The following is a 24,942-nucleotide window of genomic DNA, read 5'->3' as shown; positions in this document are numbered from 1 at the left end:
ACGCCTCACCTTTAATGCTGAACCCCGGTGGCAATTCCGTCAGCAACGTAAAGCTGTCAGTAGGCCTGATGGCCGAACAACCAGAAGCCGCCATTGCACCCGCAACAGCGAACAACCAAAGCATACATCCCGAAAAGGTCGCGTCAGACACCTCAACCTCACCCACGCTCTGACTCACCCAACTGCGCATCAAACACCCGCTGGCACCGCGCGAAATGTTGCTCCGGCGTCTCACCCGGCAGAGGCTGCCAAGCCATATCGTCCGCGCACTTCGGATCAAGCCTCAGGCTTAGCATGAACTCGCGCTGTTCCGGCGTGCTCCATTGCCAGGCCTCAAGCAGGTCCATCTGTTCTTCCAGCCATTCGCGCACATTGCGGGTTTCGTTGAGTTTGGCTGCGGCCTCGACGTGGTACACCAGCAACCAGCGTTTCAGGTTTTCGCGCAAGATGCTGCGCGTACGCTCCGGTGAATTTGGAATTCGCAACCATGGTGCGGGGTTTGGTACTGGGTATATGCCGGGCCTGGCGTTATCTGCACTTTTCCACTGCTCCTCATCCCAATACAGCACGCTGCTGATCGGGCCTAACAACAAGGGGCGTTCGGCCTCGCTCAGGTTGGCGAGGCAGCGAGCGATCACGCGGTTGTCCTGAAAACGGAACAACGAACGTTCGCCGTCTTCCTCAATAACCATTCGGGCTTGCCAGTGTTGGGTCAGGCCGTCGAGGTCGGCTTTGTCCATGCTGCCGATCCAGCCCCAGTTGCGCTGTGGGTCGTCCAGCAGTTTGCGGAAGGCATCGGCGCCGGGGGTGTGCAGCTCGGTCAGCCACGGGCTGATGGCGGCGAACTCGGCGTATTGGGTGCGTCGATAGAGTTGCACTGAGTGCTGCATCAGGCCGGCGCTGTAGAGTGAGGTGACGGGGTTCGGTTCGGCGAGGCTGTCGAGGGCCAGGATCAGGACGCGATTGAGTGTTGCCTGTTCGCCGAGCCAGTTGTTGAGTGCGTCGCTCATGCGGCAGTCCCCAAATCACATTTGCCTTCACGGCAGGCTTCGCAAATCGGGCAGCGGATGTCGCCGGCGGCACGGGCAGCTTTGGCCAGGGCCATTTGCACGGCGGCCGGGACGAGCAGGGCGCCGGCCTTGTCTTTGGCGGCGGCCCAAGGGATAACAGGGTCGAGAATCTGAATACCCGTACCAGCGCCGGGAGCGCCGCCAGAATTAATCTTCACCTCTGCGCCGCTGATGGTCACCCCACCCGCATCAATCTTCACAAAGCTCCCACCAGCCTTGGCCGTCAGCTCCATGCCACCCTCAACCACCACCTTCTCCCCAGCGTGGTAATGAATCTCCGTCCCCGCCTCAACAAACTGCGCCGTCCCAACTTTCACGTGCCGGGTCACGCCGACAGTGAGGTGATCGTCCGCCCGCGCTTCGGTCTTGCGGTCGAGGTGGGTGAGGCGGTGCTCTTCCACCTTGAACTCGCTGAACACGTTGGCTTCGACCGTGTCATGCCGTTCGTTGCCGATGCGGATTTTCTGGTCGTGCTCGATGTTTTCATCCCAGTCGCGCTGGGCGTGCAAGTAGATCTGTTCCGCGCCTTTCTTGTCTTCGATGCGAAACTCGTTGTAGCCCTTGCCGCCCGGTGAACTGAGGGTCTTGAAGGTGCTGCGGGTTTTGTTCGCCGGCAGGTCGTAGGGGACGACGTTTTCCTTGTGGTACAGGCAGCCGGTGATCAGCGGTTGATCGGGGTCGCCTTCGAGGAAGGTGACGAGCACTTCCATGCCGACTCGCGGGATGGCGATGCCGCCGTAGGCGTTGCCGGCCCAGCCGGTGGCGACGCGCAGCCAGCAGCTGCTGGTGTCGTTGCCCTGGCCGTCGCGATCCCAGTGGAACTGCACTTTGACGCGGCCATATTCGTCGCAGTGAATTTCTTCACCCGCCGGGCCGGTGACGATGGCGGTCTGGCTGCCCAGCACTTTCGGTTTCGGGTGTTCCAGGGCCGGGCGGTAATGCGCGTCCCACGGCGTGGCGAGGAAGCGGTTGCGGTAGCCTTGGTGGAAGTCGTCCTTGTTATGGGTGGCGTCGCTGGTGATGTTCTCGCCGAGCACTTGCGGCTGCTTGCCTTCGTGGACGATTTCCAGCAGCAGCCAGAGGTCGTTCCACTCGGCGCGCGGGTGTTCGCTCAGGGCCATGAAGTGGCCGCTGACCAGGGTCGGTTCGTCGCCTTTGCCTTCGGCCAGTTGGTAGTCGCTGCGATGGCGTTCGAGGGCACGGGTCGCCAGTTGCTTGCCGCGCGCACGGTCGGTGAAGCGGCCGGGGTAATCGTAGTCTTCGAGGTCCGGGGCGAACGCGCTTTTGGCCGCGCCCTCAGGCAGCAGGCGCGGTTTTTCGAAGTCGTAGTCGCGGCGGCTGACGCGGGTGGTACGGGTTTCCAGGCGCAGGTTAAAGCGCTTGATCACCGGTTTTTTGGCGGCCATGCCGGAGTCTTGCTGGTAGCTCACCGGCGCGAGTTTGCGGAACACCGTCTGGTCATCGCCGAACACCAATTTGTGGCCGCTGGCCGAGTGCTGGAAGTGGAAGTGAATGCCTTCCTCTTCGCACAGGCGCTGGATGAAGTGCAGGTCGGATTCGTCGTACTGCACGCAGTACACACGCTCGGGGTAGATGGCGCCGAGCTGGAAGCTGTAGGCGTCGGCCAGAATGCCCCGGGCTTCGAGAACCTGGGCGATGATCTTCGGCACGCTTAAATGCTGGAAAATCTGCTGGTCGTGGTTGTGTCGCAAATAGGCCAGTTGCGGCACCAGGCTGATGCTGTAGCGGGTCAGGCTCTTGCCGGAATCCCCTTGCTCGATGCGGTACACCAGACCATGGATTTTGCCTTGGCCGGTGGCGCCAAAGGTCAGGCAACCGGGCTTGTGCAGCAGTTTTTCGAGTTTCAGGTCGGGGCGGGTGCTGACCAGTTCGATGTCGAAACAGAACGGCTGGTTGAGGGCTTCGCGACCGACGAAACTGAGGACCTGCAGGTCGACGGAAACGCCTTCGAGTGTGAGGGAGATATGGATTGCGTTTGCGTCCAGCATGCCTTGAGTTCCGTCCTTTGAAAAAGCAGGGGCGGATGGTGCAGCATTAAAGTGCCATGATCAAGGTTGAAATGCCGTAGGTCCGGGGCCTGAGGGGTATCGGGCTTTCCCCTATAGCCGAGGTTTTGCGCAATGAATACAGGTATTTTTTTGAGGCGATTGGGGCCGTCACACCAAATAAAAGAAGGCCCCACGGGGTGGGGCCTTCCTCTATTGCTCAGCCAGGAAATTCAAAGCGATTGCAAGGATATGGTCGCGCTCTGGGAATCTTGCGGGCTGTCAGCATCCATCCACACCCATTGCGTGCCGTCGCCTTGCAGATTATTGGTGATGCTCTGAATCTGCGAGTAAACGATCTTGACGCTCCCAGCCGCACTGGCAGTAGGCCCAATGTTGGTAACCTGATTGGCAAGGAGGCCGTTTGAAGTCTCATTGACGACAAACACGGTCGCTTGCGCCTCACGGAACTGACAAGAGAGGAACTGTGTAATGGTGCTGGTGATCGTCAGGTTCATCCATTTGGATGGGGGTACCGCATAGTAACGGGAGTACTTGTTGAACGGATGCTGCTCACCATCGGCCGGTAGCGGATAATTGGTCAGCCCCGATGTGTTGGTCGGCATGCCGACACTTCCCAACCAGATTTCGACCTGGGAGCTACCGGCATTGCTGGGCAGTGAAACCGAAACGGTTTGAGTATCGGTGCCCGAGACAAAACCCAGCGATGCCAGACCTGCATTGGCCGTAGTGCCAGGCACCGTGATCGGTACGGGCGGCTGGCTATTGCTCCAGTTCACGGAGACAGTCGAGTTGTTGTCATTTTGAGCGGAGTTGTAGATAAAGATGCCATAAAGCTGGCCGGGGCTAAGTGCGGTACAGGTGGCTGTATCTCCTGCGGTGAGCGTAATGCGTTGCCCGCCGTTCCAGTTGATTTGGGCAGCTGAGATAGCGACACTTTCCATGTTGGAGTTCCTTTTCCTGTTGTGGGGTATAAGGATAGCCGCACAGCAATTTCCTTACCTGCGCTGTGCGTGGAAAGGATATTAGTTGAAGGCATGTAGCGGTCAAGTAACGGGCTGGTTATTTTTATTGAGCGCACATTATCTTCAGTAGCCGCTGGATTGTCTCGGCGTAGATTCGTAGTGATTATCTATTTATTAATATAATTCAATAAGATAAGAGTCAGTTATGCGTTCAGTGGTAGTGCTGCTTGAAGAAACAGGAGTTTAAGGAGTTGATTTTTGGAATAGCTCAAATCAGGAAGCGCTATAACTGTGCTCTTAAGTTTAAAAGCTATAAAACTGTCAATATCCGTTTGTCTTTTATTTGGGTTTAGGACTCGTTAGATATCTTTAATCGAAATAAAAATATATCAAAAAAATATTTAATCTCTACCGCAGGTCCTGAAACCAGCACCTGCGGCAGGGAGAAGGCATGAGGTCCGGATTTCAGCTCAACTGCTGCCGATACGGCAAATCCGGCCCTGTCTTACTGCACGTCAGCGCCGCTGCGCTCACCGCAAACCTGAGCATCCCGTTGATCTGTTCACGGCTCAGCTGCTGCAACCCTTCAACCGAATCCAGCTGCTGCTCGGTCAGCCAGGTAATCAGCGCCGCCTGGAAGGTATCTCCGGCACCCACAGTGTCCGCAATTTTCACCGAACAGGCCGGTACCGACCACGAACCGTGGGCACGGCTGAATACCGTTGCGCCTTCGCCGCCACGGGTCAGGAACACCAACTGACAGCGATATTCCAGCCAGCCTTCGATGACGCGCTGAGGATCTTGCTCGGGGTACAACAGACTCAAGTCTTCGTCGCTGACCTTGATCAGGTCGGCCAGCTCCACCAGCGTGGCAATCCGCGAGCGCCACAATTCGATGTTCGGCTCGGGATTGAGGCGAACGTTCGGGTCGAGGCTGATCAGGCGTTTGCCGCTTTCCCGTTGCACCAATGCCAGCAGGGTATCGGCAATCGGTTGCACCACCAGCGAAAACGAGCCGACGTGCAACCCGCGCACTTCAGGCCCAAGCGTCGGCAGATGCGCCAGGCTCAACTGCCGATCAGCGCAGCCTTCGCCACGAAAGCTGTAATGGGGCGAGCCGTTGGCACCGACCGCGACCATCGACAAGGTGGTCGGCGCGGCAAAGTCCACGAGGTAATCCGGGCGCACACCTTCATCCTGCAGCACTTGCTGCAAACGTCGGCCGAGGTAATCGGTCGACAGCCCGCCAAACAGCGCGGCGTCTACGCCCAAGCGGCGCAAACCTACGGCCACATTGAACGGCGAGCCACCGGCAATCGCCTTGAAATTCACTTTGGATGCCAAGCCGCTGGCATCGTCTTCGCTGAAGAAATCGAACAGCGCTTCGCCACATACCAGATACATAGTTTCTCGCTCTTTAAAGGGTTGCGACATGCTGTCGATAGCGTTCATAGGCCTGCTGACAGGCCGCCACATTTTCTGCAATCGGTAAGGTTTCACTGGCCAGATCGAGCTTTACGCAACGCTCGCACAAGTCCGCCAGGCTGTCTTCGTGACCGTTTGCCCAGGACTTGCACCACGCCGCCTGAGCCGCTGCGCCGAGGGCCGCGGCTTCACTTTGCTCGGTACAAATCACTGGCGTATTCATGATGTCAGCGACGATCTGTCGCCACACCGGGCTCTTCGAGCCGCCGCCTATCAGGCAGATGCGCAGGCTTTGTAAGCCATTCTGGCGCAGGAGGTCCAGCCCGTAACGCAAACCGAAGGTGGTGCCTTCCACCACGGCGCGGCACAGGTTGGCCCGGGTCAGGTTGGTCATGGTCAGCCCCAGCAGACTGCCGCTGGCATGGGGCAGGGCGGGAACGCGCTCACCATTGAGGAACGGCAGCATGCACACGCCGTCGGCACCGATCGGCGCTTGCGCGACCAAGGCGTTGAACGCTTCGATATCCAGTTCGAACAACTCGCGAATCGCGCCGGTCGCGTTGGTCAGGTTCATCGTGCAGATCAGCGGCAGCCAACCACCGCTGGAAGAGCAAAACGTCGCGACCGAGGCGTCCGGGCTGACGTTCGCCTGGTCGGCATAGGCGTAGACCGTTCCCGAGGAGCCGAGGCTCATGGTGATCGCGCCAGGCTTTATATTGCCGGTGCCGATCGCGCCCATCATGTTGTCGCCACCGCCGCTGGAGACCAGTGCGTGCGGGTTGATGCCCAGATGTTGGGCGATACTCGGCAGGATTGTGCCGACCGGTTGGTGGGCATCGATCAGCTCCGGGAGCGCGGCTTGCAGGCGCCCGGTGGGGTCGATGTCGCGCAGCAGTTGCAAGTCCCATTGGCGGGTGCGCACGTTGAAATACCCGGTGCCCGAGGCATCACCGTACTCGCTGCAACTGCGCCCGGTGAGCCAGTAGTTGAGGTAGTCATGGGGCAGCAAAATGCGGGCGATCCGGGCGAAAATTTCCGGATGCTGTTCTTTGGTCCAGAGCAGTTTGGACACGGTGTAGCCCGGCGCGATGACCACGCCGAGGCGTTCCAGGGAGCCTTTTTCGCCGCCCAGATGGGTGAGCAAGCGGTCGTTCTCCTGCGTGGACTCGGTGTCGCACCAGAGCTTGGCCGGGCGCAACACCTGGCCGCGATCGTCGAGCATCACCAGGCCATGCTGCTGGCCGGAAACACCGATGCCGAGGATGGCCTGACCGTCTACATTCGCTGCGAGCAATGCACGGTGGGTGGCCAGGGTAAAGGCTTCCAGCCATTGGGCAGTGTCTTGCTCGCGACGACCATTGGCGCCGCTGATGAGGCTGTGGGCAGCGGCGCCCTGACCGAGGACCTGGCCGCTGTGCGCGTCGAGGATCACGGCTTTGGTGCCTTGGGTGCCGCAATCGATGCCCAGGAATAGTTGTTGGTTTGCCATGGAAGATCCTTGGATCGTCAGGTCGATATCAATGCCCATTCAACATTTATGGTGTCTGTCAGTCAGCCATCGCGGGCAAGCCCGCTCCCACAATGGTCTGGGGTGGAACACAGATTTGTGAACGACCTCGATCCCTGTGGGAGCGGGCTTGCCCGCGATGGCGACAGCAGCTTCACCGCAGGGCTTACACCAAAACCCGCTCCAACGTCCGCGTCACCCCAACCTCCCGCAAGCTGTTACAGCACCACTCGAACGCAGCGACAAATTCGGGGGAGTTCGGAATCGCCGTCCCAAAAATCTCCTCCACTTCCAACAACCGCTGCGTGATCAACACATCATCGGCCACCAGTGCCTGACAGAACGCCGCCCGTGGATCCGCAATGGCATAGGTCTGACCATTCTCATCCACGCCTTTGAGGTACAGCGCCCACGCCGCGACCACCAGCGCCGCACGCTTGGTCTCCTGCCCATCGGCAATCAAGCGGTTGATGGTCGGCACGGTGAACTTCGGAAACTTCGACGAGCCATCCGAACACACTCGCTCCAGCTGATCGGCAATCGCCTGGTTGGAGAAGCGCGCCACCAGGGTGTTTTTGTACTCGGTCAGGTCGATCCCCGGCACCGGTGCCAGTTGCGGCGTCACGTCCAGGTCCATGTAGGCGCGCATGTAACGCACGAACAGCGGGTCGTTCATGGTTTCGTGAACGAAGCGGTAACCCTTCAAAAAGCCCAGATAGGTCAAGGCCAGATGGCTGCCGTTGAGCAGTTTGATCTTCATCTCTTCGTAAGGCGTGACGTCATCGGTGAACTGCACGCCGACCTTTTCCCAGGCAGGGCGACCGTTGACGAATTTGTCTTCCAGCACCCATTGCACAAACGGTTCGCAGACCACCGGCCACGCGTCGTCGATGCTGTGTTTGTCGTGCAGTTGCAGACGATGCTCGGTGCTGGTCATCGGCGTGATGCGGTCAACCATCGCATTAGGGAAACTGACATGGCGCTCGATCCAGTCGCGCAGATCGGCGTCGCGCAGGGCGGCGAATGCCAGCAGGGCTTTACGGGTCACGGTGCCGTTGTGCGGCAGGTTATCGCAAGACATCAGCGTGAACGCGGGCGTGCCGGCCGCACGACGTTTTGCCAGTGCGGCGCAGAGGAAACCGAACACGGTTTTCGGTGCGTTCGGGTGAGCCAGGTCGTGCTGGATCTGCGGCAGGTGCTCCATGAACTCGCCGTTGCTGTCGTCGATGCAATAGCCGCCTTCGGTGATGGTCAGCGAGACGATGCGGATCTCTGGATCGGCGAGTTTGTCGATCAGCGCCTCGGCGCTGTCTTCGGCCAGCAGCATGTCGCGGATGGCGCCGATCACCCGCACTTCAGCGTCGTCGGCGTCGCCGAGTTCAAACAGGGTAAACAGATAATCCTGCTCTTTGAGATCGTCCCGGGCGCGGCGATCTTCAGCGCGCAGGCCGACCCCGCAAATGGCCCAGTCCAGCGCTTCGCCGGTATTCATCAAGGCATCGGTGTAATACGCCTGATGCGCGCGGTGGAAACCGCCGACGCCAATGTGCGCGATGCCTTGGCGGGTGTCGCTCAGGGTGTAGGCGGGCAGGGCCACCTCGGCGGCGAGGCGGTTGAGGTTCTGTTTATTCAGTTTCATCACATGCTCTCGAATCAGGCTGCGGCGCGCAGTGGGCGGGTCAGCGCCACGCCGTCGGCATCGAATAAATGGCAGTGTTCGGCATCCAGGTGCAGGCTCAGGGTTTCGCCATAACGGCTGGCCAGATCGCCGCGAACACGCATGGTCAGCGATTCGCCGGACGACGTCAGGACGTGGCAGAAAGTGTCGCTGCCCAAACGCTCGCTGACGTCGGCAGTGACTTGCAGGGTGCAGTCGCCGGTTTGCGCGAGATTCAGATGCTCCGGGCGAATGCCCAGGGTCACCGCGCCACCGACGCTGAGGTTGGCGCCGCTTAGCGGCAACGTGATGCGGGTGCCGGCGTCCAGCAGCACTTCGCAGCGCTGGCTTTCGACGCGGGTGACTTTGCCTTTGAGGAAGCCCATTTTCGGCGTGCCGAGGAAGCCTGCGACAAACAGGTTGGCCGGCTGGTGATACAGGTCCAGCGGCGAGCCGACTTGCTCGATCTTGCCGCCATTGAGGACGACGACTTTGTCAGCCATGGTCATGGCTTCGACCTGGTCGTGGGTCACGTAGATCATCGTGGCTTGCAGTTCTTTGTGCAGGCGCAACAGTTCCAGGCGCATCTGCACCCGCAGGGCGGCGTCGAGGTTGGACAGCGGTTCATCGAACAGAAAAATTTTCGGGTTGCGCACGATCGCCCGCCCGATGGCCACGCGTTGACGCTGACCACCGGACAGTTGCTTGGGTTTGCGCTCCAGCATCGGCCCGAGTTCAAGGATGCGCGCCGCTTCGCCGACTTTTTTCTCGACTTCGGCTTTCGCTACACCGGCCAGGTCCAGCGCGAACGACATATTTTTGCGCACGCTCATATGCGGGTACAGGGCGTAAGTCTGGAACACCATCGCCAGGTCGCGCTTGGCCGGGCTGACTTCGGTGATGTCGCGGCCATCCAGTTCGATGGTGCCGCCGCTGACTTCTTCAAGGCCGGCGATCAGCCGCAGCAGGGTGGATTTTCCACAGCCCGACGGGCCGACGAACACCACGAATTCCTTGTCATTCACTTCCAGGTCGATGCCTTTGATGATGGAAAAACCTTCGAAGCCTTTTTGCAGATTTTTGATTTTCAGGTTGGCCATGATGATGGGCCTCCGATTGTTGTTTTTTAAGATCAAAAGATCGCAGCCTTCGGCAGCTCCTACACGGAACGTCCGGCCGATGCGGTGCCCCTGTAGGAGCTGCCGCAGGCTGCGATCTTTTGCTTTTGATTCATTTCACGGCGCCGAACGACAGGCCGCGGACCAATTGTTTCTGGCTGATCCAGCCGAAGATCAGGATCGGCGCACAGGCCAGGGTCGACACCGCCGACAACTTGGCCCAGAACAAACCTTCGGGGCTTGAGTACGAGGCGATCAACGCGGTCAGTGGCGCGGCCTGGGACGAGGTCAGGTTCAGCGACCAGAACGCCTCGTTCCAGCACAGGATCAGCGACAGCAGAACCGTGGAAGCCAGGCCGCCCTTGGCGATCGGCAGCAACACCCGGACCATTTCCTGCCACAGGGTTGCGCCGTCCAGGCGTGCGGCTTCAAGGATGTCTTTGGGGATGTCTTTGAAGTAGGTGTAAATCATCCAGATCACGATCGGCAGGTTGATCAGCGTGTAGATCACGATCAGCGCGATGCGCGTATCCAACAACCCAAAGCTCTTGGCCAGCAGGTAGATCGGCATCAACACGCCCACCGGTGGCAGCATCTTGGTCGAGAGCATCCACAGCAGCGTGCCTTTGGTGCGCTGGGTTTCGTAGAACGCCATGGAGTAGGCCGCCGGCACCGCGATCAGCAGGCACAGGGCCGTGGCACTGAAGGAAATCACCACCGAGTTCCAGGCAAAGCTGAAGTAGTCGCTGCGCTCGTTGATGTGCAGGTAGTTCTCCAGCGTCGGCGTGAAGATGAACTGTGGCGGTGTGGCGAACGCGTCGATTTCGGTTTTGAAACTGGTCAGCACCATCCAGAAGATCGGGAAGAAAACCAGGATCGCGATGGCCCAGGCCAGGGTGCCGAGCAGCAGGCTTTGCAGACGACGGGATTGTTGAAGGGTCATGGCGCAGGCCTCAGGCTTTGTCTGTCAGGTTTTTGCCGATCATTCGCACCAGCACGATGGCCGCGACGTTGGCAATCAACACCGCGATCAAACCACCGGCGGACGCCATGCCGACGTCGAACTGCACCAGTGCCTGGTTGTAGATCAGATAGGCGAGGTTGGTCGAGGCATAACCGGGGCCACCGTTGGTGGTGGTGAAGATTTCGGCGAACACCGAGAGCAGGAAGATGGTTTCGATCATCACCACCACTGCAATCGGCCGCGCCAGGTGCGGCAGGGTCAGGTGCCAGAAGATCGCGATGGGGCCGGCACCGTCCAGGCGCGCGGCTTCTTTCTGCTCCTGATCGAGGGACTGCATGGCGGTCATCAGAATCAGGATCGCGAAGGGCAGCCATTGCCACGAGACAATGATGATGATCGACAGCAGCGGGTAATGCGCCAGCCAGTCCACCGGTTGCGCGCCGAACAGCTTCCAGATGTAGGCGAGAATTCCCGAGACCGGGTGAAAGATCAGGTTCTTCCAGATCAGCGCACCGACGGTGGGCATGATGAAGAACGGCGAGATCAACATCACCCGCACGATGCCGCGACCGAGAAACTCACTGGCCTCCAGCAACGCGCTGATCAACACGCCAAACACCACGCTGATCAGCAACACACTGCCCACCAGCAACAGGGTGTTGGTGGCGCCGGGCAGAAAGCCCGAGTCACTCAGAAAGTAGCTGAAGTTCTCCAACCCCACGAACTGGTTTTCACCGGGGTAGAGCAGGTTGTAGCGAATCATTGAAAAGTAAACGGTCATGCCCAGCGGCACGATCATCCACAGCAGCAACAACGCTACCGAGGGGCTGACCAGAAACCAGCCGGGGTTGGTCAACCGGCTTTTACGCACCGGTTGGGCAATGTCCATGTGAGCTTTGACAGTTGAAATATTCATGGTGTTAAAACCGATTAAGAACAGACAAATGAAGATCTAATGTGGGAGCGGGCTTGCTCGCGAAAGCGGTGTATTAATCGCTGAAGATGCATCGGATGGACCGGCCTCTTCGCGAGCAAGCCCGCTCCCACAGTTGTTATTGCGCGGTTACTTTGGGATAACCGGCGCGCTTCATCTCACGTTCGGTGGTTGACTGGGCGGCGGTCAAAGCCTGGTCGACCGTGGTCTGGCCGATCAGCGCTGCCGAGAACAGCTTGCCGACCTGGGTGCCCACGGCCTGGAATTCAGGGATGGTCACCAACTGGATGCCGACATAGGGCACGGGCTTGAGGGACGGTTTACTCGGGTCCGCAGCCTTCAGCGATTCCAGCGTCACCTTGGCGAACGGTGCGGCGCTCATATAGGCCTCGGTGTAAGTCGAAGTACGAGTGCCTGGCGGCACGTTGGCGATGCCGTCTTTTTCCGCGACCAACGCACCGTATTCCTTGGAAGTGGCCCAGGCGCTGAACGTTTTCGCCGCGTCCTTGGCCTTGGAACTGGTCGGAATGGCCAGCGCCCAGGAATACAACCAGGCCGAACCTTTGTCGGTGGTTTCATGCGGTGCGTAGGTGAAGCCGACGTGTTCGCTGACCTTGCTTTGGGTCTTGTCGGTGACGAACGAGCCGGCGACGCTGGCATCGACCCAGATCGCACACTTGCCACTGTTGAACAGCGCCAGGTTTTCGTTGAAACCGTTGCTCGACGCGCCAGGAGGTCCAGACTTCTTCATGGTGTCGACGTAGAAGTTCAGCGCGTTTTTCCATTCGGGGCCGATGAATTCCGGTTTCCATTGCTCATCGAACCAGCGTGCGCCGTAAGCATTGGCGACGGTGGTGATCAGTGCCATATTCTCGCCCCAGCCCGCCTTGCCGCGCAGGCAGATGCCGTACTGTTCTTTGTCTTTGTTGGTGAGTTTGCTGGCAAATTCGCTGATCTGGGTCCAGGTCGGGCGCTCGGGCATGGTCAGCCCGGCGTCCTTGAACAGGTCGGTGCGGTAATAGGTGATGGAGCTTTCCGCGTAGAACGGCAGGGCATAGAGCGTGCCCTTGACCGAGAGGCCTTCCCGGACTGAAGGGAACACGTCGTCGAGGGCGTAACTGGCCGGCAAGTCCTTCATCGGTTCCAGCCAGCCCTTGGCGCCCCAGAGTGCGGCTTCGTACATGCCGATGGTCAACACATCGAACTGCCCGCCCTGGGTGGCGATGTCGGTGGTCAGGCGTTGGCGCAGGACGTTCTCTTCGAGCACCACCCAATTGAGCTTGATGTCCGGATGCTCGGCCTCGAAGGTTTTCGAGAGTTTTTGCATGCGGATCATGTCGCTGTTGTTGACGGTGGCAATGGTCAGGGTCTGGGCGCCGAGGCTGACGCTACTGAGGGTCATGCAGGTGAGAGCAAGCAGAGCTTTTACAGAAGGTTGCATCGTGCACTCCTTTTCTGCACCCGGTGGGTTACAGAAGGACAGTTATTGTTTTTGTGTCTTCCTGCGCAGGAAGAATGTGCACTGATTACAGCCTTCAATTGATGGGGTGACAAATCATCCCTCGCACTGTGACCGATACTTTTTTGCACTGGGGTTGAGGGCGAGAGGTGCGTGGTACGGTTTACTAGTCGCTAGCACCGTTGGAAATCTGTACAGGTTTTCAGCTTGAATACAAAACCTTGTGGGAGCGGGCTTGCCCGCGAAGAGGCCGTCAGATCCACCATTTATATCGGCTGACAGTCTGCTATCGCGGGCAAGCCCACTCCCCACAGGGGTAGGTATTAACCCAGGTTTTGCTCAGTCAAACGCTGCACCGCCAACCGCCGGTAGTGCGACGGCGTCATGCCCTTGAGCTGTTGGAAACGCCGGTTGAAGTTGGAAATATTATTGAAGCCCGATTCGAAACACACATCGGTCACCGTTTTGTCGCCATCGGCCAGCAGCTCGCAGGATTTGCTGATGCGCAGGCGATTGACGAATTCGATGAAGCAGCGCCCGGTGGCCTGTTTGAACACTCGGCTGAAGTAGGTCGGCTTCAGGCCCAAGTGCTCGGCGACTTCTTCCAGCGGCAGTTCCCGGGCGTAATGGGCAAAGATGTAATCCACCGCCCGGTTGGTGCGGTCGATATTGTGTTCATCGGCCAATTGCGGCGTCGTGGCACCGGACAGCAACTGATAGTCATCGGATGCCGCCAGCAACTCCAACAGAATGAAAAAATGCCCGAGCCGGGTCATGCCCTTGGTATCAGCGATGCGCTGCATCAAGGTCATGGCCTGGCGAATCGTGCGCTTGCAGCGAAACTCGATGCCGTACTGCGCGCGCTCCAGCAAGGGTGCAAGCGTCTTGAGCTCGGCGAACACCTGATGGCCGCTTTCGAACAGTTCGTCAGTGAAATTGACCAGCATGTCGCGCTTGGGCACCACTTCATCTTCAGCCACTTGGCTGATCCAGTTGTGGGGCAGGTTGGGGCCGGTCAGGAACAGCGTTTCCGGGTAGAAGTTGCCGATGTAGTCACCGATGAACACCTTGCCGGAGCTGGCGATGATCAGGTGCAGTTCGTATTCCTTGTGAAAATGCCAGCGCACCAAAGGGCAGGGGAAGCCATGCTGACGATAGATGATGGACAACCCGTTATGGTCGTCCATCAATTCGTAGGAAGGATCGGTAACTCTGGCTGGTCGGCTCATGTCAGGACACTTTTATTGTTATCGCCCGTTGATCATGCCTCTTTCCAGGCTCACTGTACCAGCCTGCGACACTGACCGTGGCTGCTCGATAGCGAATGGCGGTCGAAGACAGCGATCAGAAGAACGTTTCGTAGGGCGTCCCTTCAAGTGCTGATAAGTTCTTGTTGCGTTCGGCGGGCGAAGCTCAGCATTCTCTTAAATGCGATTTTTTGCTTCAATCCACTGCGCCATGTATTGAGTGCTTTTGTGATGATGATGGCGCAACATGCTGCCGGTGAAGTTGTCCCTTCTAAGTTGTGCCAGGTGTTGCTGGCAATACAACAACTTCTCGATCAGCGCCGGGCCATGTACCGCGGGCTGATAGCGATCGGCTAATAATTGGTGGCCATGGGATTGGGCACTCATCCAGAGGTCTTTTTCTTTATAAAGACGAACCGCACAATCGGCGAACTCGCGCGCGGTTCGGGTCACGGCGCCCGGCCACGGCTGTTCGCGGTGCATCGCTTCTGCGCCAATCGGGGTGGTGACATTGGGCGTGCCACACAGCATGGCGTCGACAATCTTGCCTTTGATACCCGCACCAAAGCGTAACGGCGCCAGGCATACCCGCGCCGCGGACATGACTTGCAAAGCATCTTCTGCCCAGTTCATCACATGAAACCCTTGGGCCGCATTGTGCAGGGCGGTGGCTTTGGGCGGCGTATAGGCGCCATAAATATGCAGTTGCGCCTCTGGGAGCTGCGCACGGATCAGCGGCCAGATCGTGGTTTTCATCCAGAGCACGGCGTCCCAGTTGGGCGCGTGGCGGAAGTTACCGATACTGAGGAAATGCGCACGGTCTTCAAAGGCTGGCGATGCGGTGGTCAGCGGTTCGACCATCAACGGGCACCAGTGCAGCAGTTGTTGTGGTAACCCGAACTGCTCGACCAGCAATTCAATCTCCACTTCGGAGATCATCAGGTTCAAGTCGCAGCGATACAGCGCGGCGATCTCCCGTTTTGCCAGATCGGTATCGGCCATGAGCTCGAACTCTTCGCGCAATGCAGGGGCGAACAACTCGCTGAAATCATTGGCGTCATCACTGGCCTTCAAGCGCTCCTTGAGTCGCTGATGCCGGGCATGTCGCAGGCTTTGCAGGTCGGAGGTCTCCAGCACGCGTAAGGCGTCGGGGCAGTGTTTCTCTACTCGCCAGCCGAACTGTTCTTCCATCATGAACTGGTCGAACAATACGATATCCGGTGCCAGTTCACTGACAAAGGTGTCGAAACTGCTGTTATTCAACTCGATCGGCACTTCGCGGATGCCCAACGCGGTCAGGTCCGCACGGTGCTCACCGGTGCCGGCCGGGCTGCTGAAGGTGATGTCCCAGCCTTGCTGCAGGAACATATCGAGAATTTGCATCACATGCCCACTGGCCGCAGAAGAGCGGGGCTCGGGCCAGACGTAACCGATGACTAGGACTTTGGTGATGGGCGGGGGGGGCATGAAGGTGGATCCTTTGCGGCAAGCGATAGGGCGAAAGGGCACAATTAAACCACAGCGCTGGGTAATTTTATTCCTGCGTGGAATCACACGACGGTGTGAATTTTTCAAGCAACCAATGACAAGGGACTATTCATTATTCTTGGATAGTCCGTAATTCACTTCTAGCCAGGCTGCGAGCAGTAACGTTATTTGCTGTCATTTGCATGCGGGTCGGAAAATAACCAAGTTTTTTGGTTGCGTTGTAAATATTAATAACATCTTCACGGTGTGTTGTTTGTTTGGGGGTGATTATGCTTGTGCCTGGCTTGTAGTAATGAAAAGGTGCAGTTCGTACTTTGTTGCTGCTCGCAGGAATAAGTTATGAAAATGGATTTGCCTGGCATTTACGATGATGCCGAAGATCAAGATTCGCTTCTATGGCTGCTGGATCCCCTGAGTGATATGGAGGAGGAAGAGCCTGTGCCAATGGCGAAAGCCAGAACATTCCAAATCAGTTCGCTCGATGAAAGGGATGTTGATGGTGTTAATGTGAAAGAACTGAGTGATGAGATATTGCATGGCTGTTCGGTCGTCGCTGACCCCGCCAGCTTTGATCCTGCCTATTTTATTCGTGATCGCATTGATGAGGCGGTGCAAGCGCTAGTGCCTGACGAAAAAAGCAGGTCGCGGATAAGGCATGATTCAGAAGTGACGATTAAATATATTGAGGTTAAACAACCCAATCGCAGTGACATGCTTAAAGCCGAAAGGGACTCCGCCAACTGGAAGGAGAGAACATTTACATTGGCAGAACTATGCACCGGCTACCACTATCGTGTTCTGAAAGACAGGGGGTATTCTGAAATACAATGGCCTTCCTACTATCCTGCCAAGCTTGTAAAGGCGTTGGAGGGGGGTGACTATCAGGCTGACTTCAAAAAGTATGTTGCCGAAAGCTTACAGCATCCTGCGGCGCACGCTTTTGGGCGACTGCTAAAAAAAGCCGAACTCAACAAGCTGGTCGTAGAGTTCATCAAGAGTGACGCTCGCTCAATGGAAGACAGGATGATTGCCTTTGAGTATCTCAAAGGCTTGATTCCTGCGCGCCTTCTTAACTTGCACAGCGACCCGGATCTTGAGGTCGATAACGCCGTGTTTATCGGGCGCAGCAATCTGGATCGCGGCGTATTGTTTTTTCTGGGCGAAGACAGTGCGGCCATCGAATTTCCCGCCGGACATGACGAGCGTGGAAGGTTTCTGGAAAACCATCCGGAACTGCAAAAGCGTCTGCTGAAGCGTGTTCCATTGAGCGCGCAACAAAAACCTTACGTCCGTGATTTCAAATATCGGGGAATGGAATTTCTCCTGTTCGCGACGCGCCCAAACTATCGAGAGATTGTATTTCGATCCAGCACTGACATTGGCAAAGACCTTTTCGACCGACAGATCGAGCGAGCGTTGGCGGACATCGATACATTGGTATCAACCCACGCCGAGCGTATGACCGATATTGCGTTGGAAGTCGCCGGGTATCTGCTGCAATGCATTGCATTCGCGGTTTCGATCCCTACCGGAGGAACGGCGGCCTGGGTGTCTGCACCGATTCGTATGCTGATTCCCTTCCTGTTGGGAATTGGGGCATCGGCAACTGATCTGATCCGTGCCGAAATCTCTGATGACCCTTCCGAGGCGGAACGTTTGAGGATCAACGCAGCGATCGGAGTTTTGTCTGAACTCGCCGGCCCCATTGCGGAAAAACTTTTGGGTAAAGCGCTTTCCATCGTGGCCAAGAAAAACATCAGCCGCCGAGTGCTCGAAACGCTTAAGCGCAGCAATAGACCCTCGTTGGTGCGCAGACCCGCAGGCAGCATCAGCCATCAGTTGGCGAGTACTGCTGGCAAAGAAATACCGGATGCAGGCAAAGGGGTGCTTGTCGCAGGCTACCTGTCAGAGTTGGCGGGCGGGCCAAATGTAGCCCAGTCCCTTGCGACGAACTCACAGGTGGTGAGACTTTCCGGGCCGGAAAAAGGTTTTGTCTATCAAGGTTTCGTGTTCCGCGGGGACATGCGCAACCCGACGGTAATCTTTGAAAAAGGGTTTACCCAACGCACGCCAATCAGGGATCTCAGTCAGGTCAACGGCTTCAAAGGTGGCTATGGAGGTGCTCACGATGCACTCGATCTTGATGGTGCCGGGATTTCGACCTCGGCTTTTTACAAGAAAGACGGCGCAGGTGCCTTTGTCTATGGTGGCCAAAAAGGCGGCTACACCTATTTCGTCGATGCTCGTCAGTTGGAGGGATTCCACTTGTATGCCAATACCGAACTAGCGTTTCGCCCAAACTCCGGGTTGAAACAACTGCCGCCTTTGGAAATCAACTATGCCGTCGATCTACCGCCTGCCTTGATTCTCGGCGCCTATGACAAGACCGGAAAGTTCATTCCCAACCCCAAAGCGATCAATCGAGCGCTGATGGCGAGTGAGGTCAATCCATTGAAAGGCAGTGGTCGAGACGTGGGAAATAAATTCCGCCAGCCGCTGACTGATATCAACGGACTTGCTGGCGTCGATTTTGGTAACGAGGCGGTGGCCGAGCAGGAAGCAGTGCCGCCTGTGCCAGACACTACTCCGACGCCTGCACGACTACCGGCTAAAGTGGATGCCAATGACATCGTCGCTTTCCGAGAGCGGCAGGAGGCTAAACGCAAACGCCCGAGTGCTTGAGTCGCGTTATTCACCAGACGACAAAATACTCTTGACCTTGTCCCGCAACTGATCGATAGAGAATGGCTTGCCGATGAGATACATGCCGTCTGGCACCTCGATGCTTTCGGCATAGCCGCTGGCGAACAGAATTGGCAATTCGGGACGCAGCATGTGTGCCTGCTTGGCCAATTCCCGACCGTCCATGACCGGCAACCCTACATCCGTCATCATCAAGTCGATGTACTGGTCTTCATCGTTGATGAACTCCAGCGCCGCTTCACAGCCATCCGCCGCAAGCACCTTGTATTCGAGCTCCTCCAGCACATCGACGATCAGCGTGCGTACGATGGGATCGTCTTCGACGACTAGAATGGTGGAGGTGTCAGCGGGCATAGTGGGGCTCTCAAAGGTTGAATTCGCGGTTGCCGGACAATCGAAGCCGCCGGGTTCTTGCGTGATTAAGTGATGAATCACGACAGGTTCCCGACGCGCTACAAAAACAATAGCCGCACAAGAGCCTCAGAGAATAACCGCTCCTTTGTCCCAGAGCAGCTAAATGCAAGTTTTTGCCGCAAAACATGTCAGAAAAATGGATGAGCCCGGCCGTTTTGGGGCAGACTCGATGCTTTTCAACAGCACGACAAGGCTTCCCCATGACCTCCGCGTCTTCGGTTGATGAGCAACGATTCCGTAAACTCCTGAGCCGCAACGTCAGCCTGCCATTGGGTGTGGGCGTCATCAGTGCGGTTTTCTTCGTTTCGCTGATCACCTACCTGCTGTCGGTGATTCAGTGGGTCCAGCACACCGACCGGGTGATCAATAATGCCAATGAGGCGATAAAGCTGACCGTCGATCTGGAAACCGGCATGCGTGGGTTCCTGCTCAGTGGCGACGAACATTTCCTCGATCCCTACGAGACGGCCAAGCCGAGAATCGCCGTCGCGCTCAATACCTTGCTCGAATTGACCGCTGACAATCCGGTCCAGACTGATCGTCTGCGCCGGCTCCAGGCCTTGCAGACGGAATGGGCCAATTACGCGCAAGCGATGATCGATTTGCAGCGCGCCAGCGGCGACTACCGTGGCGCCGTCAAGGCCGGGCGTGGCAAGCGGCTGACCGATGAGATCCGCAAGCAATTCGAAGACGTTATCGACCTGGAGCAGCAGTTGCGTGCTACACGCAACGAGGAAGTGCGCCAAACCACGATCTGGAGCATCGCCCTTTATCTGCTGTTCGTGGCCGGTATCAGCGGGTTGCTGGCCTACATTGGCCGTCGGGACTTGCTTAAACTGTCGCAAAGTTACAGCACCAATCTCGCCGGACAACAGGCCAGTGCCCGGCGCCTGGAACAGCAAGCCTGGTTACGTAACGGCCAGACCGAACTGGCCGAGCAAGTCCTGGGGCAGCTATCGCTCAATGTGTTGGGGCGCAACATTTTGCAGTTCTGTGCGCAATATTTAGGCACGGCTGTCGCGGCGATCTATGTCCGTGAGGATCATGGTGGCCTGAAGCGTATCGCGTCTTACGGTTTCTCCCGGGAACAGGAAGCGCTTGAACAGCAGATCTACAGTGGCGAAGGGATTGTCGGTCAGGTGGCGCAACAGGCGCGTTTGATTCGTCTGGATGATGTACCAGGCGACTACTTCAAAGTCAGTTCCGGCTTGGGCGAAGGTTTACCGCATAGCGTATTGGTGGTGCCGACCAGCGATGACGATCGGGTCAACGGTGTGATCGAACTGGGGTTCCTGCGCACGCTGACGGATCGTGATGTTGAACTGCTCGAATTGATTGCCGGCAACATCGGCACCTCGATCGAGGCCGCTCGCTATCGTCAACGTTTGCAGGAGGTGCTGGCCGAAGCCCAGCAACTCAACGAAGAGCTGCAGGTTCAGCAAGAAGAACTCAAGAGCGCCAACGAGGAGCTGGAAGAGCAGTCGCGGATTCTCAAGGAATCCCAGGGCCACCTGGAAACCCAGCAGGTAGCGCTGGAGCAGACCAACGAACAACTCGCCGAGCAGGGGCAGATCCTGGCCGCGCAACGCGATGCCATGGACCAGAAAAACTCCGAGCTGAATCTGGCCCAGGTTGAGCTCGAAGCGCGCGCCGAAGAGTTGCAGCGCTCCAGCAAGTACAAATCCGAATTCCTCGCCAACATGTCCCACGAACTTCGCACGCCGCTGAACAGTTCGTTGATTCTGGCCAGGCTGTTGGCGGAAAACCCGCAGGAAAATCTCAGTGCCGAGCAGGTCAAGTTCGCCGAGTCGATCTATTCCGCCGGCAATGATTTGCTCAACCTGATCAACGACATTCTCGACATTTCCAAGGTCGAGGCCGGCAAGCTTGAGGTGCGAGCGGAAAACACCAGTGTCGCGCGTCTGGTGGAAGGCCTGCGTGGCATGTTCCAGCCGTTGGCTGCGCAAAAGAACCTGGATTTCCAGGTGCAATTGCTGGCCGATGCGCCCCTGATGCTGTTCACCGACCGCCAGCGCCTGGAGCAGGTGATCAAGAACCTGCTGTCCAACGCCGTGAAGTTCACCGAGAAAGGCACTGTCAGCCTGAGCGTCGCTGCTCAACCGGGCGAGGGCATTGCCTTTATCATCCGCGATTCGGGCATCGGTATCGCGCCGGATCAGCAGGAAAGCATTTTCGAAGCCTTCCGTCAGGCCGATGGCACCATCAACCGTCGTTACGGCGGCACCGGCCTGGGGTTGTCGATTTCCCGTGATCTGGCCACGTTATTGGGCGGCTCTATCAGCGTGACCAGCACGCCTGGGCAGGGCAGTGTGTTCACTCTGGTGCTGCCGCAGCACTACGTCGAACCGGACGAGGCGGTGAGCGCAACGCCAGTTGCCGTGTCGAAAAACGCCGTGGTCGCTACTCCTGGGCCGCTGATTGCCGACGTCGACATCCCGCGTTTCAATGATGATCGCAACAAGGCGCCATTCGCTACCCGCTGCATCCTGGTCGTCGAGGATGAGCCCAACTTTGCGCACATTCTTTACGATCTGGCCCATGAACTGGGTTATCAGTGCCTGGTGGCCCATGGCGCCGACGAAGGCTATGACCTGGCCATGCAGTTCCTCCCTGATGCGATTCTGCTGGACATGCGCCTGCCGGATCATTCCGGGCTGACGGTATTGCAGCGCCTGAAAGAACATGCTGAAACCCGGCACATCCCGGTACACGTGATTTCGGTCGAAGACCGGGTCGAGGCGGCCATGCACATGGGCGCCATCGGTTATGCGGTCAAGCCCACCACCCGCGAGGAGCTCAAGGAGGTATTTGCCCGCCTCGAAGCCAAACTGACGCAGAAGGTCAAACGGGTCTTGCTGGTTGAAGACGACGACGTGCAACGCGACAGCATCGCCCGGCTGATCGGTGACGAGGACATTGAAATCACCGCTGTCGGCCTGGCGCAGGATGCACTGGACTTGCTGCGCACCACGATTTTCGACTGCATGATCATCGACCTGAAGCTGCCAGACATGCTCGGCAACGACTTGCTCAAACGCATGTCCACCGAGGATATCTGTTCGTTCCCGCCGGTGATCGTCTATACCGGACGTAACCTGACCCGGGACGAAGAGGCCGAGCTGCGCAAGTATTCGCGTTCGATCATCATCAAGGGCGCGCGCTCGCCCGAGCGGTTGCTGGACGAAGTGACACTTTTTCTGCACAAGGTCGAATCCCGCTTGTCCCAGGAACGTCAGACGATGCTCAAGATCGCCCGCAGCCGCGACAAGGTTTTCGAGGGCCGTAAAGTGCTGTTGGTGGACGACGATGTACGCAACATCTTCGCGTTGACCAGTGCATTGGAGCAAAAGGGGGCCGTCGTGGTCATTGGCCGCACCGGCCGTGAGGCGATCGAGAAATTGAATGAAGTCGAGGACATTGACCTGGTGCTGATGGACGTGATGATGCCGGAAATGGATGGTTTCGAAGCCACCCTCGAAATCCGCAAGGACCCGCGCTGGCGCAAGCTGCCGATCATTGCGGTGACGGCCAAGGCGATGAAGGACGATCAGGAGCGCTGCTTGCAGGCCGGTTCCAACGACTACCTGGCCAAGCCTATCGACCTGGATCGTCTGTTCTCTTTGATTCGTGTGTGGTTACCGAAGATGGAACGAATATAAGTGTCCTGCCTCGCAAGTATGTTCCTTTTTGGCGGCGTCTGTTGTCGCCATACTGCGTTGCCGCTCCTCGCCATAGCCAGCTATGACTCGTCGCGGCGCCTTGTCTGGCAACATCAGCCACTCCCCAAAAAGGGACATACTTGCGAGGCAGGACACTAGTGGAGCGCGACACCGAAACCGAATTGCGCTTATTGATCGAGGCGATCTACCTCAAGTACAGCTACGATTTTCGCGATTACTCCAGCGCGTCGATCAAACGCCGGGTCAATCACGCCTTGAGTCAGTTCGAGTGCAAAACCATCTCGGCGCTGCGAGAGAAGGTTCTGCATGATCCGGCCGCGTTCATGCAATTGCTGCAATTGCTGACGATTCCGGTCAGTGAAATGTTCCGCGACCCTTCGCATTTCCTGGCGCTACGTCAGGAAGTGGTGCCACTGCTCAAGACTTATCCGTCGATCAAGGTCTGGATCGCCGGTTGCAGCACTGGCGAAGAGGTCTATTCGATGGCGATTCTGCTGCGCGAAGAAGGCCTGCTGGATCGCACCATCCTCTATGCCACCGACATCAACCCGCACTCGCTGGATAAAGCGCGGCAAGGGATTTTCTCCCTGGAGAACGTACGGGCCTACACTCACAACTACCAACAGGCGGGTGGTCAGCGGTCGTTCGCCGATTACTACACGGCGGCCTATGGTTATGCGATTTTCGACAAGAGCCTGTGCGACAACGTGACCTTCGCCGATCACAGCCTGGCCACCGACAGTGTGTTCTCGGAAACTCAATTAATTTCATGTCGTAATGTATTGATTTATTTCAATAAAAAACTTCAGGGTCGTGCGTTGGGCTTGTTTCACGAATCGCTGTGTCATCGGGGTTTTCTGGCACTGGGCAGTAAGGAAACCGTGGATTTCTCGGCCTATGGCAATCAATTTGAAGCATTGGTCAAACCAGAACGGATCTATCGCAAATCATGAATAGGGCAGTGCTGGATACTCATCGGCTGGATCTTCGCGGCATTGGCCGTCTGTTTGTCGAGCTGGAACGAATCGCATGTTAAGTAATGTCCTGGCCAAATTACTGATCGTCGACGACCTGCCGGAAAACCTTCTGGCGCTCGATGCATTGATCAGGCGTGAAGACCGTATCGTCTACAAAGCCCTGTCCGCCGACGAAGCCTTGTCGCTGTTGCTGCAGCATGAATTCGCCATGGCCATTCTCGATGTGCAGATGCCCGGCATGAACGGCTTCGAGCTGGCCGAGTTGATGCGCGGCACGGAAAAAACCAAAAACATCCCGATTGTGTTCGTCAGTGCCGCCGGCCGCGAGCTTAATTACGCGTTCAAGGGCTATGAAAGCGGTGCGGTAGATTTCTTGCACAAGCCGCTGGACGTTCATGCGGTCAAGAGCAAGGTCAATGTCTTTGTCGACCTGTATCGCCAGAGCAAAGCGATGAAGCATCAGGTCGAAGCGCTGGAGCAAAGTCGCCGGGAACAGGAGGCGCTGCTCAAACAGTTGCAGAACACCCAGAATGAGCTGGAGCAGGCGGTTCGCATGCGTGATGACTTCATGTCTATCGTGGCGCATGAAGTCCGTACGCCGCTCAATGGCCTGATTCTGGAGACCCAGTTGCGTAAAATGCACCTGGCCCGGAATAACGCTGCAGCATTCACGCTGGACAAGATGCACGCCATGGTCGACCGCGACGAGCGGCAGATCAAAAGCCTGATCCGCCTGATCGAAGACATGCTCGATGTGTCGCGGATCCGCACCGGCAAGCTGTCGATCCGCCCCAGTCGGTTTGACCTTGTACAACTGGTGAACAATCTTCTACAAAACTTTACCCCGCAGGTCGAGGCCGCCGAGTCGTCGGTGACCTTGACGGCCGAGCAGCCGGTGGTGGGCCACTGGGACGAGTTCCGTATCGAACAAGTGATTTCCAACTTGTTGACCAATGCGCTGCGTTATGGAGCCAAGAGCCTGATCGACGTACGCGTGTACAATCAGGACGGGCAAGCGTGGGTTGAGGTTCAGGATCGCGGTATCGGGATCAGTGAAGAGAATCAGCAGCGCATTTTTCAGCAGTTCGAACGGGTGTCCGCCAAGGCCGTTGTAGCGGGACTGGGCCTTGGGTTATTTATTTCGGAGCAGATTGTCGCCGCCCACGGTGGCTCCATCACTGTCGAGAGCCGGATTGGCGAAGGCGCCTTGTTTCGCGTTTGTCTGCCGCTGCAGGAAAACAGCCCAATAAACGCAACCTCTGAGTGACCGCACGGTCGTATCAGCA

Annotated in this window: 17 protein-coding genes and 1 pseudogene; 5 read left to right on the top strand and 13 right to left on the bottom strand. The window is 57.5% G+C overall.

The features are described 5' to 3' along the window. Positions 1-158: 158 nt before the first annotated feature. The 12 genes from AB7M26_RS21770 to AB7M26_RS21715 form a co-directional block, all read right to left on the bottom strand. Complete coding sequence (locus tag AB7M26_RS21770; RefSeq protein ID WP_123496961.1) at positions 159-1,010, bottom strand: DUF4123 domain-containing protein; 852 nt, start codon at positions 1,008-1,010, stop codon at positions 159-161. After that, complete coding sequence (locus AB7M26_RS21765) at positions 1,007-3,079, bottom strand: type VI secretion system Vgr family protein (protein WP_123496959.1); 2,073 nt, start codon at positions 3,077-3,079, stop codon at positions 1,007-1,009. Before AB7M26_RS21765 ends, AB7M26_RS21770 begins: the two co-directional genes overlap by 4 nt. 230 nt (positions 3,080-3,309) lie before the next feature. Continuing rightward, complete coding sequence (locus tag AB7M26_RS21760) at positions 3,310-4,041, bottom strand: hypothetical protein (RefSeq protein ID WP_123496957.1); 732 nt, start codon at positions 4,039-4,041, stop codon at positions 3,310-3,312. Between the two features lie 486 nt (positions 4,042-4,527). Next, complete coding sequence (locus tag AB7M26_RS21755) at positions 4,528-5,466, bottom strand: carbohydrate kinase family protein (RefSeq protein WP_123496955.1); 939 nt, start codon at positions 5,464-5,466, stop codon at positions 4,528-4,530. Positions 5,467-5,479: 13 nt separating this feature from the next. Beyond that, complete coding sequence (xylB, locus tag AB7M26_RS21750; protein WP_123496953.1) at positions 5,480-6,976, bottom strand: xylulokinase; 1,497 nt, start codon at positions 6,974-6,976, stop codon at positions 5,480-5,482. Positions 6,977-7,160: 184 nt separating this feature from the next. Then, positions 7,161-8,633 (bottom strand): mannitol dehydrogenase family protein, encoded by a 1,473-nt coding sequence (locus AB7M26_RS21745; protein WP_123496951.1) that lies wholly within the window; start codon positions 8,631-8,633, stop codon positions 7,161-7,163. 14 nt (positions 8,634-8,647) lie between these two features. Then, the gene (locus AB7M26_RS21740) at positions 8,648-9,751 is read right to left on the bottom strand and encodes an ABC transporter ATP-binding protein (protein WP_123496949.1); all 1,104 of its coding nucleotides are present in this window, start codon (positions 9,749-9,751) and stop codon (positions 8,648-8,650) included. Between the two features lie 130 nt (positions 9,752-9,881). Beyond that, a complete protein-coding gene (locus AB7M26_RS21735) occupies positions 9,882-10,712 on the bottom strand; it encodes a carbohydrate ABC transporter permease (RefSeq protein WP_123496947.1) in 831 nt (276 codons plus the stop codon). Positions 10,713-10,722: 10 nt separating this feature from the next. Then, entirely contained in the window at positions 10,723-11,649 is a 927-nt protein-coding gene (locus AB7M26_RS21730) for a carbohydrate ABC transporter permease (RefSeq protein ID WP_123496945.1), read from the bottom strand. Between the two features lie 136 nt (positions 11,650-11,785). Further along, entirely contained in the window at positions 11,786-13,108 is a 1,323-nt protein-coding gene (locus AB7M26_RS21725; protein ID WP_123496943.1) for an ABC transporter substrate-binding protein, read from the bottom strand. Positions 13,109-13,449: 341 nt separating this feature from the next. Then, the gene (locus AB7M26_RS21720; protein ID WP_123496941.1) at positions 13,450-14,355 is read right to left on the bottom strand and encodes an AraC family transcriptional regulator; all 906 of its coding nucleotides are present in this window, start codon (positions 14,353-14,355) and stop codon (positions 13,450-13,452) included. Positions 14,356-14,550: 195 nt separating this feature from the next. Then, positions 14,551-15,840 carry a glycosyltransferase gene (locus AB7M26_RS21715; protein ID WP_123496939.1) on the bottom strand — a complete coding sequence of 430 codons (1,290 nt, stop codon included), beginning with the start codon at positions 15,838-15,840 and terminating at the stop codon, positions 14,551-14,553. A gap of 360 nt (positions 15,841-16,200) precedes the next feature. Here AB7M26_RS21715 and AB7M26_RS21710 point away from each other — a divergent pair, with 360 nt between their 5' ends. Continuing rightward, entirely contained in the window at positions 16,201-18,543 is a 2,343-nt protein-coding gene (locus AB7M26_RS21710) for a hypothetical protein (RefSeq protein WP_123496937.1), read from the top strand. A gap of 6 nt (positions 18,544-18,549) precedes the next feature. Here the strand turns inward: AB7M26_RS21710 and AB7M26_RS21705 are convergent, their stop codons facing one another. After that, the gene (locus AB7M26_RS21705; RefSeq protein ID WP_123496935.1) at positions 18,550-18,918 is read right to left on the bottom strand and encodes a response regulator; all 369 of its coding nucleotides are present in this window, start codon (positions 18,916-18,918) and stop codon (positions 18,550-18,552) included. Positions 18,919-19,178: 260 nt separating this feature from the next. Here AB7M26_RS21705 and AB7M26_RS21700 point away from each other — a divergent pair, with 260 nt between their 5' ends. The 4 genes and pseudogenes from AB7M26_RS21700 (at position 19,179) to AB7M26_RS21685 (ending at position 24,923) form a co-directional block, all read left to right on the top strand. Next, entirely contained in the window at positions 19,179-22,658 is a 3,480-nt protein-coding gene (locus tag AB7M26_RS21700) for a response regulator (protein ID WP_123496933.1), read from the top strand. A gap of 158 nt (positions 22,659-22,816) precedes the next feature. After that, a complete protein-coding gene (locus AB7M26_RS21695; protein ID WP_123496931.1) occupies positions 22,817-23,632 on the top strand; it encodes a CheR family methyltransferase in 816 nt (271 codons plus the stop codon). Continuing rightward, positions 23,629-23,715 (top strand): annotated as a pseudogene (locus AB7M26_RS21690) (chemotaxis protein CheB); the annotation flags it as partial. The gene AB7M26_RS21695 and the pseudogene AB7M26_RS21690, both read left to right, overlap by 4 nt. Further along, positions 23,709-24,923 (top strand): hybrid sensor histidine kinase/response regulator, encoded by a 1,215-nt coding sequence (locus AB7M26_RS21685; protein ID WP_123496929.1) that lies wholly within the window; start codon positions 23,709-23,711, stop codon positions 24,921-24,923. The pseudogene AB7M26_RS21690 and the gene AB7M26_RS21685, both read left to right, overlap by 7 nt. Positions 24,924-24,942 lie beyond the last annotated feature (19 nt).

This window comes from Pseudomonas sp. F-14 TE3482 (genome assembly GCF_053629455.1).
The sequence above is the reverse complement of the archived record's forward strand: the minus strand, read 5'-3'. Positions and strand labels throughout refer to the sequence as shown.